The organism is Pseudarthrobacter sp. B907 (assembly GCF_040137805.1).
GTDB lineage: Bacteria > Actinomycetota > Actinomycetes > Actinomycetales > Micrococcaceae > Arthrobacter.
This window is the reverse complement of sequence record NZ_JBEEQE010000010.1, coordinates 126,965-138,555: the sequence shown is the minus strand read 5'-3', so window position 1 is coordinate 138,555 and position 11,591 is coordinate 126,965. Positions and strand designations below refer to the sequence as shown.

Sequence of the window (11,591 nt, the reverse complement as noted above, 5' to 3'; positions counted from 1 at the left end):
AAGACAATCTGTCTCACAACAGGCTGACAGAGAGGGGATTCCGGCAGCGTCCGTCCGAAAGCGTAGCGCCGGTCTGAAAGCGCAGCGGCAAGCTACCAGCCGCGGGCGCGCCACTCTTCCAGGTGCGGGCGTTCCGCGCCGAGGGTGGTGGGCTTGCCGTGGCCCGGGTGCACCACAGTGTCGTCCGGGTAAACGTCAAACAGCCGTTCCGTGACATCGCTGAGCAGCTGGGCAAACCTCTCGGGATCCTTTTGCGTGTTGCCTACGCCTCCGGGGAACAGCGAGTCGCCGGAGAAGATGTGCGCGGTGCCCTCCGGGTCCTGGTACACGAAGGCCACCGAGCCCGGGGTGTGGCCGCGCAGGTGCACCGCCGTCACGTCGAAACCGTCGAAGTTGCCGACGTTGCCGTGATCGAGCAAGACATCAACCTTCACCGGTAGCTCGGCGGCGTCATCCGTCCCCGCGGCTGTCTTTGCGCCTGTCGCTTCAACGAGGCCGGGGAGCGCACGGACGTGGTCCCAGTGCTGGTGCGTGGTGGCGATCAGCGTCAGTTTCGGCGTCGCGGCGGTGTCTGCGGCGGCGTCGGCCAGCAGCCCCTGGATCGCGGCCAGGTCATCCGCCGCATCGATCAGCAGCTGCGCGCCGGAGGCCTTGGCCGTGAGCAGGTACACGTTGTTGTCCATCTCGCTGACCGAAATCCGGCGGATGGTGATGTCACGAAGCGTGTGTATGAGCGAGTCCATGGGCTGCAGTCTACAGATTCGTCATTCACGGCCTTCGGACACCCAAGTGGGGTCCGCGGAGCGGGAACCGACGACGGTGTCCGCGGCGGCGTCGAGCCGTTCGAAGTGCGCCGGGGTCAGCTCGAGGGCCAGGGCGCCCAGGTTCTCATCGATCCGGTCCGCCTTGCGCGTGCCGGGGATCGGGACCACGGGCAGCCCGAGCTTCCGGCCCTGCGCAAGCAGCCAGGCCAGCGCCACCTGGGCCGGCGTCGCGGTCTTTCCGGGGCCGCTCAGCTCGGCGGCGACGGACTGGACCGCGGCCACCACGGCCTGGTTGGCGTCCAGGGCTGCGTCGGCGAAGCGCGGGATGTTGCGGCGGAAGTCGTTGCTGCCCAGCTTCGAGGCGTCCACGGTGCCGGTGAGGAATCCCCGGCCCAGCGGCGAATACGGCACAAAACCCACGCCGAGTTCGGCCGCGGCAGGCACGATGTTGCGTTCCACGTCGCGGCTCCAGATGGACCACTCGCTCTGGACTGCGGTGATCGGGTGGACGCTGCTGGCCTCCCGCAGCTCCTCGGCCGTCACCTCGGACAGACCCAGGTGCCGCACCTTGCCGGCCTGCACCAGCCCCGCCATGGCCTCCACGGTTTCCACAATCGGAACGCGGAGGTCACGGCGGTGCATGTAGTACAGGTCGATCGTGTCGGTGCCGAGGCGCTTCAGGCTGCGGTCCACGGACTGCCGCACGTAGGCGGCGTCGCCCCGGATGTCCGAATAGCCGGTGGCCGGCGTCCCCACCAGGCCGAACTTGGTGGCCAGCTGGACCTCGCCGCGGCGATCTTTGAGGAGTTGGGCGATCAGCTCCTCGTTGCTGCCGCCGCCGTAAATGTCCGCGGTGTCGATAAAGCTGACGCCCGCGTCCACCGCATGGTGCAGGGTGGCCAGCGCCTCGGCCGGATCCACCTCCCCGTACACCGGAGTCAGGGCCATGCCGCCGAACCCCAAGGGACTGACGCTGAGGCCGTCGCCGAGCCGGACTGTTGCTGAAGTCATCTTTGGTCTCCTGTCGCTGCGTCAATAGTGCCGTCCCTGCCAAGAACCCCGGCGGGCGCGTGGCTATTCCGGGCTCCGGCGCCACGTTCTCCCCACTTTTCACCGCTGCAGGGCCCCGACGACGGCGCGTTGCGGGGGACACGCCGTCGTACTGCCTTAAGGGTGGGGAGATTCCGCGGATTTCCCGGCCGGCAGCAGCTTTAGGCTGGCCGCGCAGCCGACGATTCCGGCGATAAACAGCAGTTTCAGCGGGCTGGCGGGCTCGACGCCGGTCGCCATGGCCCAGCCGACCGTCAGGGCCGCGCCGATCCCCACCCAGACGGCGTAGGCCGTGCCCAGCGGGATGCGCTTCACGGCCAGGCCCAGCCCCACCATGCTGAGCGTGGCGGTCACGGCGAAGACGAGGGTGGGGAGCGGCCGGGTGAAGCCGTCGGAGAGGCCCAAGGCTGTGGCCCAGACCGCCTCCAGCAAGGCGGAAACGAGCAGGATGAGCCAGGCCAGAGTCGTTGCAGGGGCTGTGGCGGCCGATGTCGGCGTACGCGGCGCTGCCATGGTTATGCCACCAGCTTCAGGCCGGCAACGCACGCGACGATGCCGCCGAGCAGCAGGATCCGCGCCGTCGTCGCGGGTTCCATGCGGGTGGCCATGGCGTAGGCGGAGGTCAGCACCACACCGACGCCCACCCAGACGGCGTAGGCCGTTCCCGTGGGGATGGATTGCATGGCGACGGCGAGCCCGCCGGTGCTGGCCAGGACGGAAACGAGGAAGACGGCGGCCGGCGCAATCCGGCGGCGGCCCGTGGCCTGCGCCGTCCGGTGCAGGGCAGCGGCCCAGACGGCTTCCAGCGAGCCGGAAAGAATGAGAATTAACCACGACATGACTTCTCCTGTGGCCAGTCTTGTCGCGTACCGGGTACTGATCCGTCGTCCGGAGGCCCAGGAAAGGGCCTTGATTCCAGCGTAGCAACGCCCGGGGCGGAAGGGCGAACCGCCGGCGAACTCCCGGTAGGTCCGGTGTGCCAGCATCCGGTCTGGGCTAGTCCGTCACGGGATCGATCGACACAACAGCCAGGAACCCGCGGCCCAGGATCTCGGGGGAGGCGCTGTCCGAACCCACGACGGCGTCATAGCGGTCCAGCGGCTCGGGCCCGGCTTCGGATGCGCTCCCGTCCGCGGTGCCTGGCGTGACGGCGGCCTGGCCCTGGAGCAGGATGCCCAGCTGGCCCTCGAACACGGGGTGCGCCCGTTTCTTCGACAGCTCGATGATGGAGGTGTAGCCCTTGAACGCCCCGCGTCGTGTGATGACGTTCAAATCGCGGACGTCACCCGTCGGCAGGGCCCCGGCGGCGGCCGCGTCGCCGGAGAACCGGAACGGCCGGTATTGCTCCAGCGGGTGCTCGGCACCGTCGACGCTCAGCAGCAACAGTTCGCCCTCGACCACGGTCAGGACGCGGTCCATCCCGGGGAACGCGGAGAACTCGCCGGCCCTGGTCATCTCCGCGATGCTCACCCGCCAATCCCAGCTGCTGTCCCCGGCGCCCTGAGAAGCAGGCTGCGGGAACCGGGCCACCTCGCGGGTCACGCCGCCCCCGTTGCGCCAGGGACGGGGCTTGAGCGCGGCGTAGCGGATGATCTCCATGGACCCAGCCTAGCCGTCAGCCCCGGGAGCCCCGGTAGCGTAACAACTGCGGTGCCGGGGCGGCCTTGCTAACGTCAAAGGACCAAAAGGTTACGAAGGGATCCGCGATGTTCGTCAAAGTGTGCGGCCTCAGCACCGCCGAATCGGTGCGGGCCGCGGTCGACGCCGGGGCGGATGCCGTCGGCTTCGTGCTGACCCCCAGCCCCCGCCAGGTAACCCCGGACCGTGCCCGGGAGCTCCTCTCCGGGGTGCCGGCCCGGCTGCCCGCCGTGGGCGTCTTCCGGCACGAGGAGGCGGCCGACGCCGTCGCGGTGGCCCGGGAAGCCGGCCTGAAATGGGTGCAGTTGCATGGCGAACGCGCCCCGTGGGATGTCCGGACCGTGCACGCGGCGGCCCTGAAGGTCATCCGGGCCATCACCATGGCCGACGCGCCCGAAGCTTTTGCCGACTGGGGAGAGGACCTGCTGCTCATCGACGCTGCCGTGCCCGGCTCCGGCGAGGCCTGGGATTACGCGTCCGTCCGCCGGCTGGGGCTGGAGGGCCGGAAGTGGCTGCTGGCCGGCGGCCTGGACCCGGCAAACGTGGCCGGGGCCGCCGCGGCTGCCGGCGCGTGGGGAGTGGACGTGTCCTCCGGCGTCGAACAGTCCCGAGGCGTCAAGGACCTTGCCAAGATCCGGGCGTTCGTGAAGGCGGCCAAGGCTGCCTGACCGGCACGCGGCGGCGGCCGGGAACGGATTCCCGGCCGCCGCGTGCGCCCTGCAACTAGGAGCGCTTGATGACTACGTCATCGATGTAGCAATCGCCCATCTGGCGGTTGTGTTCGGCCCCCAGTTGGACCTTGGTCAGCCCGCTGCCGGCCATGCTGACCGCGCTGCTGGAGTACTTCAGCACTCCGTCGAACCAGACCTGGATGGTCGACTTCGTGCCGTTGCTGGTGACCCGCATCTGGACCCGGTGCCAGGCGCTGAGGCTGATGCTTCCGGCGATCAGCTTGGTGTAGACGAACGTCCCGTTCGGGGCGGTCACTCGAAGCCACAGCTGGCCGTTGCTGTTGTAGCGGTAAACGTCGGCCACCCGGGTGCTGCCGGAGAAGACGCGGAAATAGGGCACGTCGTTGCCGGCCACTCCGGCCTGGGTGATGTTGAACCAGCCGTCCGCGTAGACGGTTTTGGTTCCGGCGGCCAGGGTCGGTGTGGAGAGGTTTGCCAGCGAACCGGCGTCCGTGGTGACGTGGAGTTTGGCCGAGCACGTCCCTGTCTTGGCCAACGGGCTCGTGACGGCCGCCGTGCCGGTACCGGACACCGTCGGAATGAAGGGTGCGAGGCTGCCGGACTCAAAGTTCGTGGCGACGGCGACGGTGCCGGGGAAGCTGTTCGTGGGCACGGGGGTGCCGGTCCTGCAGGTAGCCGCCGAGCTCGCCTGCGCCGTACCGAAGAGCATGCCCGTGACGAGCAGGCCGGTGGTGGCAATCGTGCCGAGTGCTTTTAGTTTTCTCATTGATCTACTCTCAGGATTTCGTGCGAGCGGTTACTTCATCTGATCCAACGGGTGCGAACCGCCGGCGCTGGTTTTTGGCAGCTCATTCGGCTGCCCGATCAGCGTCACGCCAAGAAAGGGTCATCGCGCCTCCGCCGGGGCGGGCCTGGTTCGCCGGTAGTCCACGGCCAGCAGGCCGAGGGTGACAAGGGCTAGGAGGCAGACCCCGGCCGGAGGGGCCCAGAGCCGCGCGTAGATCATGGCCGTGGCCACGAGCGTGGAGAGGGTGAGGCTGACGGCGACGGCGAGCGCAGTTGCCAGCGGGATCGCGCCGGCGGCCACCGTGGAGCTGGCCGGTCCGAACCGGATCAGGAGGACCAGCGCCGTGCCCGGCCCGGCCAGCAGGAACAGGCCGACGACGGCGAGCCGGAGTGACTCTGGCCCCACGAAAGAGAGCGGTATGGCCGCTACCGCCACGGCTGCCGTTGCGTAGCCCACGTGCGTGCGTTCAATTGCCATTTTTTGCTCCTTCGATGTGGAAGATGACCCCGCCGGCGTTTTCGCTGACCTTTTGCCAGCCCGGGCCGGTGCCGCAGGTGTCGATAAAGTGCTGAAGATCCCCTGCCCGCGTCGTGCCGCGCAGCTCCGCGGCGTGCTGCTGGGATACCGTGACGATCAGGTACGCTCCGGCACGCCTGGCGATCTGGTTTGCCGTGTCGCAGCTCAGCGGTGCAGCGTCGGGCCGGGGTTCGACGGCGGCCAGGGCGCGGTAGTCATAGCTGGCATAGTCCTGGTATTTCCAGGGGGTGTTGCGGATCGCCTCGATCAGCACGGAGCCGGGAGGTGCCGTCGCGTAAAGCCGGTCCACGAGCGCGATTTCGGCGCGTGAGAAGGTCTCCATGCTGTCATTGCCGTACCGCGTGACGAGCGTCGTTGTGGCCAACGCCGCGCCGAGCACTAGCAGTACCACACCGCGAACCAGACCGGGTCCGGCCGGCCGGTCCCACATCAGCGGGAGCACCACCAGGCACGCCGCGAACGGCAGGCTGAACAGGAAAAGCCGCAGCAACAGTTCGCCGCCGTAGGGCTGGACCGAAACCAGCAGGAGCGGAGCGAGGGCGCCAACCGCGGCGGCCAGCCACGGTGTGGCCCTCCGGTGGCCCATAACGGCGCCGATGATCGCCAGGATCCAGATCACCCCGACCTCCGCGATCCGGGTGTAGACCACGGCGAGGTGCGGACCGCTGCCGGAGATCCTGTCGTTCAGTGCCCCGAGCGTGTTCGCGCCAATGTCGCCGAAGGAGCCGAAGAGCTGGTCCTGGTGGCCTTGGAAATAGGCAGAGGCGACAAAAACGAGCCAAAACACCGGCAGGACCAAGGCCAGCAGCGGCAGGAACCGCGAGCGCAGCCGCCCAATCAGCATAAACGCCACGAGGACCGGGACAGCGGCGAACGGGGTGAGCTGGTGCGAAGCCGTCATGGCGAGCAGGATCAGTGCGCAGATTCCCATGAGGATCGCTGAGTCCCGCTGGGAGGGCTGGACCAGGCCCTGCCCCTGCGGCACCGACTTGTCCAGTTTGTCCACGGTCCGGGCGAGCGCCATGGTGAAGCGGTTCCCGCCGGTGGGCCAAGCCCAGCCGCTGAAGGTGCTCAGGAGGCAGGCGAAGAGTGTGACGAGCAGGATAAACGCGTAGGCCTGGGGCGCCAGGTAGTCCTGTCCGACCCAGCTGGTCAGGTAGAAGATCCAGACGCCGGCCCAGGCCTGTCGCCGGTTTGCCGTGAGCCGCGTGGCCAGGGCCAGCAGCGGGGCGAGCAGCAGAAGGTTGATGCCGACCGGTGCCCAGGTCGCGATCGTCATCAGGTCCTTCGCTCCGGTTGCGCCGGAGAGCATGCCCAGCAGGTCGAAGAAGCCCGGCCAGTTGAAATAGGCGTCCAGGTTCGGGTTCAGCTGCCCGGACTGGGCGATGCTGTCGGCAATGCCGAGGTGCCGGTAGCTCGCCTCAAGCCGGGGCAGGCCGTGGATGATCGGATCGGCTCCATGCAGGATGAGCACAGTGACCAGCACCTGGCCGGCAAGCAGCGCCGGGACATATTGCCGAAGGTTCAGGGACGCGACAAAGCCGGTCAGGCTGAGGGCCAGGGCCACGAAGTACACCGGGGGAAGCAGGGCGATGAGCCCGGCCCCGCCGGTCTGGGCCGGGTCGACCTCCCGCAGGCCCCAGATGCCCAGGACCAGGGCCAGGGCCGCGATCCCCGCCAGCGCGCCGATCTGCCAGAGCGGGCTTGACTCCACCCGGTGCTCGGCGGACGGAGGCGTGGCGCCATGTTTTGCGGGGTGTTTAGCCTCATCCCTGGGGCCCTCGTGGCGCCCATGCGCCGGGGGAGCAGCAGGGACAGCGGTAGAAGGTTCGGGTGTCATGATTTCTCGATTCCAGTGGGCTCGTTGAGTGCCGCTGAAGAGACCGGGTCAGGTGCAGCGGGCTTCACTCGGGTCAGAGTGATCAGACGCCAGACGGCGATGAGCGCCGCGGCCGCCTGGGCGGCGGACCAGAGCACGGATACGCCGGTAAGGCCAAATTGCTGGGCAACGGCGGCGGCCGGGATGACCACCAGCACGGCCGTAAGGACCGCGACGAATGTCGATTCCATCAGGCGCCCGCGGGCGCGGCACAGGCCGTAATAGACCTGGGTCACGCAGCTGAGCAGCAGTGCCGGTACCAGGACCGGCAACAGCACCCAGGCGGAGGCGTAGTGCGGACCGAGGAACTGCAGGAGGTAGGGACCCAACAGCAGGAGGATCAGCCCGGCCGCGAGGGTGAGCAGCAGGCTTGCGCGGATGGCGGAGGAAACCAGCCCCGGTCTGGACCGCGTTCCGGCCAGGGCTGTCTGGAGTGAAAACCCGGCCGACTGCGGGACGAAGAAGACCGCAGAGGCCATCATCCACACGATGTACCAGGCGGCGGTCGACCCCGGGCCGAGGGTGGCGGCGACGATCAGCGGCAGGAGGTAGCCCGGCGCCCGGTCCGCCAGCATCAGGGCGTGGTTGGGAAGTCCGGGCTGGAGCAGTCCGAGGGCGGACCGGGGGCGCAGGCCGTGCCGCCAGTCCGGTTCAAGCCGTGCCCGGCGCAGCTGCCGCAGCCCGGCGAGAACGCTGACCAGGGCCCCCGCGGCCACGGCGCCCACCACGACGGAGAGGTCCCGGATCCCGGCGGCGAAGGCCAGGCCGAGGACTCCCAGCTGCACCAGGCTCTGCAGCAGGCTGCGGACCAGGGCACGGTCCGCCCGCTCCTGGGCCACGCCGATGTGGTCCAGCTGGTAGGCCGCGCTGGCGAAGAATGCCGTCGCCAGGAAGATGATGGTGACAACCGGGTTGCGCCAGGCCTCGCCGACGCCGGTGCCCATCGAATAGGTGACCGCCGCGAGCACTCCGCCCACCAGCAACGCGGAAACCCCGACGGTCAGCAGGCTCGTTGCAGTCAGCCTCCGGCCGCCGTCGGGCTCGCCGGGCAGGAGGGTCAGGGTGGCCGGCCCGACGCCGAGCATGCCGAGTTGGACGGTGAGGAGGGCGGCGGACACCACGGCCGACCCGAGCCCGATCTGCTCCGGCGGCAGCAGGAGCGCGGCGAGCGCCCAGAACAGGAACCCCGTCACCATGGGGGCGATCCGGGCCGCCGCGAGCCAGGCCGCGTTGCCTCCGACGGAGAGCGGGCGCGACTGGGGGCGGAGGATCTCGCCGAACATAGCGCGGTAGTTGTAGAGCAGGAAGCCGGCCCAGTAGGGCAGGAAGCGGGGGGCGTGGACCAGGGACAGGCCGACGCCGCGCACGGAGGCCAGCAGCGGCAGGACGGCCAGCCAGCCCGCCCGGCCCGGATGCTTCCGGATGGTCCGGGCCATGCCGGCGCCGTCCTGGAGCCATTGGTCGCGGGCGCAGTCGAAGGTGTCGGCGAAGCGGTGCCGGACCACGGTCGTGGGGGAGACGCCGAGCTTGTAGCCGCCGTCCTCGAGCCGGATCCGCAATTCGATGTCCTCACCGGAACGGAAGTTGTCATCGAAGCCGACGGACAGCAGCACGTCCCGGCGCATCAGCGTGGCGCTGACACCGAACCAGGACCGGACACGGCTGTGGTTGTGGTGCCAGGCCAGGGCGGCGCCCCAGTAGCCCGGGCCGTCGGACTCGCTGGCCAGCCCGAACTGCAGGCCGTCGAAGGCGCCGTCGTCGAATTCGCGCAGCAGCCGCCTCAACGTGCCCGGCGGAAGCACAACGTCGGCGTCGATCAGGGCGACGACCTCGCAGCCCGCGTTTTGGACCCCCAGCATCCGCGCGGCCGGCAGGCCGCGGCCCTCGTCGGAGAGGACGCGGGCCCCGAGGGACCGGGCAATGCTGACAGTGTCGTCCAGCGAACAGCCGTCGACCACGATGATCTCGCGCGGGTGCTGGGCGCGAACCGACTCAAGGCATTCGCCCAGCCAGGCCGCGGCATTCCGCGCCGGAATGATCACCGACACTTCAAGGTCCCCCACTGGTCCGTACCTCACTCATCCAATTTCGAGCGGACCAGGTTGGCCACGTAGTCCGAGGTCCGGTCGGCGGACCAGTCCGCAGGGATCCGCAGGAGCGAGCAGGGCACGTCTTCCAGCGCCCGGCGCACCACCGCGGCCTTTTGCCCGAAATGGTCCTCGAGCGGGACCAGCCCGGTCGCGCCGAGTGCTTCGACCAGCCGGCGGGACACCATGGGCAGTTCGGAGTGGAAGTTGCCGATGATGCGGGAGGTCATCCACTCCCGGCTGCGGGCCTCCAGCCTTGCTTCGGCGCCATCGAACCGTTCGAGGAAGATTGCCAGCCGGGCCGGCGCGGCGGAGGAGATCCGTTCGGCTCCGAACACCTGGTCCGGGTGCACCATCCGGTGCTCGGGGGACCAGCGGCGGGTGAAGGCCGCGGTCTTCGGGTACCGGACGATGACCGGGTGCACGGCCGTCGCCAGGCGCGCGACGGGGTTGGTGAGCCAGCCCGGCGCCAGGGGCTTGCGGGTGCCGTGGAAGAGGTCGGGATAGATGGCGCGGTGGTGCGGCTTGATGAACATCGGCTTGGCGTAGCCCATGAGCATGCCGTCCGCGCCGGTGAAGGCCCAGTCGTCGGCCATAAACCGGACGCCGGGGGTGGCGACCAGCTTGGCGACGGTGCTGGTTTTGCCCACCCCGCCCCAGGCCGGCAACAGGACGCCGGAACCCCGGAAGTCCACGACGGCGGCGTGGATCATGGCGGCGTCCTCGCGGACGCAGAGCCGGTCCAGCAAGGGGATGACGGCAGTCAGGAGTTCCCCCTGGCCCTGGATACGGTAGCCGTCGCGGGTTTCGATGATCTGCACTCGGTCCGCGGGCAGGTACAGCGAATCGCCGGTAAAACGGTAGGCGTCCTCTGCATGCGACTGGCCGGGAACCTCCGACACGGCTCCGCTGATGTGCAGCCGAAGCGGCGCCCGGGAGCCGCGCAGGAAGGGCGCGAGCATGTCGCGCAGCTGGGACTCGCCCGGCGTGCCTGGCTCGACGTCGATGCCGACCAGCCCGTGGACGTCAAAGCTCGCGCCGGCGGCGGCGCCGGCAGGGTTGAGCACGTCCCGCTCCGACTGGCTCATGGTTCGAGCCTCCGGGAACCACGACCGCGGCCGCGGACGCAGTCGCCGGGCCCGCCTACTGAGATCGCTTTCACTGAACTTCCCTCCACAGATCGTCGGGTGCTGGCTGGCGTGTTTCCTGCTGGGCGGGGGCCGGAGGCAGCCGGCGCCCACGGACATACCCCAGGGCGGTCGTGGCGAGCACAGCCATCACCATGGCGGAGCGGCCGAGGCCGGCGAGGTCATTCCCGCGCACCGCGTCACGGATTCCGGCGAAGACGGCGCGCGGCAGGACCTGGCGGACATAGCGCCGTTCGGGGCCGAGCGCCCGCTTGTGCCCAACGAGCCGGCTGACCCGGGCCTTCGAAATGCCCTCGGACCAGGACCGCGCCAGCATGTACTTCAGCGTGCCGCGCTCCCTTGGGACGTGGTGGTGCACCACGGCGGCCGGTTCGTACACCACCCGCGAACCCGGGGCGCCGATCACAGCCCGGATGCACAGCTCCGTTTCTTCGCAGCCGAGGGGCTGCGCGTCCTGCCGGCCAAGCTCCGGGTTGAAGCCCCCGACACGCTTCAGCACGTCGGCCCGGAAGGACATGTTCGCGCCGATCACGTTGCGCACTTCGGCGGCGACTTTGGGCAGGCCGTGGTACGTGCAGCCAACGATCCAGTCCAGTTCCTCGGCGAAGTAGCGCGGCCGGCCGGCATCCCAGGCCGGCTGGACGCTGCCGCCGACTGCCAGCACATCATCGTCGTCGTACATGGCGGCGAGCCGCTCGAGCCAGTCCGGGTCGGCCTCGGCGTCGTCGTCCAGGAAGGCGACGATCTCGGCATTGGCGACGCCGGCGCCGGTGTTCCGGGCACCTGAGAGGCCCTTGGGCCCGGTGTTCTCCACGATCACGACGTCGGGAACGCTGAAGATGAGCCGCTTGTACAGCTCCACGTTGTAGTCGACGACGACGATCGTCTGCTGCGGGCTGTGCGTCTGGGGCCGTAGCGAATCGATGGCGCCGATGAGAAGGTCCCAGCGCTCTTCCGCGTAGGAGCAAATGACGACCGACACGCTCGGCAATCCCGGGATCTGGGACAT

12 protein-coding genes and 1 riboswitch are annotated in these 11,591 nt (G+C 69.2%); of the genes, 1 reads left to right on the top strand and 11 read right to left on the bottom strand.

Going from position 1 to position 11,591, the window contains the following annotated elements; genetic code table 11:
- Window positions 1-92: 92 nt before the first annotated feature.
- From ABLI39_RS10875 to ABLI39_RS10855, 5 genes are all read right to left on the bottom strand, one after another.
- Window positions 93-743 (bottom strand): MBL fold metallo-hydrolase, encoded by a 651-nt coding sequence (locus tag ABLI39_RS10875; RefSeq protein WP_349413434.1) that lies wholly within the window; start codon window positions 741-743, stop codon window positions 93-95.
- Between the two features lie 21 nt (window positions 744-764).
- The gene (locus ABLI39_RS10870; protein WP_349413433.1) at window positions 765-1,775 is read right to left on the bottom strand and encodes an aldo/keto reductase; all 1,011 of its coding nucleotides are present in this window, start codon (window positions 1,773-1,775) and stop codon (window positions 765-767) included.
- A 156-nt stretch (window positions 1,776-1,931) separates the two neighbouring features.
- A complete protein-coding gene (locus ABLI39_RS10865; RefSeq protein WP_349413432.1) occupies window positions 1,932-2,327 on the bottom strand; it encodes a DMT family transporter in 396 nt (131 codons plus the stop codon).
- A gap of 2 nt (window positions 2,328-2,329) precedes the next feature.
- The gene (locus ABLI39_RS10860; protein ID WP_349413431.1) at window positions 2,330-2,653 is read right to left on the bottom strand and encodes a DMT family transporter; all 324 of its coding nucleotides are present in this window, start codon (window positions 2,651-2,653) and stop codon (window positions 2,330-2,332) included.
- 9 nt (window positions 2,654-2,662) lie between these two features.
- Window positions 2,663-2,727, bottom strand: a riboswitch (guanidine-III (ykkC-III) riboswitch).
- 83 nt (window positions 2,728-2,810) lie between these two features.
- On the bottom strand, window positions 2,811-3,413 hold the full coding sequence (locus ABLI39_RS10855) for a HutD/Ves family protein (RefSeq protein WP_349413430.1): 603 nt from the start codon (window positions 3,411-3,413) through the stop codon (window positions 2,811-2,813).
- Window positions 3,414-3,520: 107 nt separating this feature from the next.
- Between ABLI39_RS10855 and ABLI39_RS10850 the strand changes: the two genes are divergently transcribed.
- Window positions 3,521-4,120 (top strand): phosphoribosylanthranilate isomerase, encoded by a 600-nt coding sequence (locus ABLI39_RS10850; protein WP_349413429.1) that lies wholly within the window; start codon window positions 3,521-3,523, stop codon window positions 4,118-4,120.
- 55 nt (window positions 4,121-4,175) lie between these two features.
- On the opposite strand, the gene ABLI39_RS10845 is transcribed toward ABLI39_RS10850, so the two are convergent.
- The 6 genes from ABLI39_RS10845 to ABLI39_RS10820 form a co-directional block, all read right to left on the bottom strand.
- Entirely contained in the window at window positions 4,176-4,910 is a 735-nt protein-coding gene (locus ABLI39_RS10845) for a polysaccharide lyase family protein (RefSeq protein ID WP_349413428.1), read from the bottom strand.
- A 120-nt stretch (window positions 4,911-5,030) separates the two neighbouring features.
- On the bottom strand, window positions 5,031-5,408 hold the full coding sequence (locus ABLI39_RS10840) for a hypothetical protein (RefSeq protein ID WP_349413427.1): 378 nt from the start codon (window positions 5,406-5,408) through the stop codon (window positions 5,031-5,033).
- Window positions 5,398-7,182: a hypothetical protein gene (locus ABLI39_RS10835; protein WP_349413426.1), complete on the bottom strand. Its 1,785-nt coding sequence runs from the start codon at window positions 7,180-7,182 to the stop codon at window positions 5,398-5,400. The genes ABLI39_RS10840 and ABLI39_RS10835 overlap by 11 nt, the downstream gene beginning before the upstream one ends.
- Before the next feature lie 122 nt (window positions 7,183-7,304).
- Entirely contained in the window at window positions 7,305-9,425 is a 2,121-nt protein-coding gene (locus tag ABLI39_RS10830) for a glycosyltransferase (protein ID WP_349413425.1), read from the bottom strand.
- A complete protein-coding gene (locus ABLI39_RS10825; RefSeq protein ID WP_349413424.1) occupies window positions 9,422-10,522 on the bottom strand; it encodes a hypothetical protein in 1,101 nt (366 codons plus the stop codon). Before ABLI39_RS10825 ends, ABLI39_RS10830 begins: the two co-directional genes overlap by 4 nt.
- 70 nt (window positions 10,523-10,592) lie before the next feature.
- Window positions 10,593-11,591, bottom strand: a complete 999-nt coding sequence (locus tag ABLI39_RS10820; RefSeq protein WP_349413423.1) for a glycosyltransferase family 2 protein — start codon at window positions 11,589-11,591, stop codon at window positions 10,593-10,595.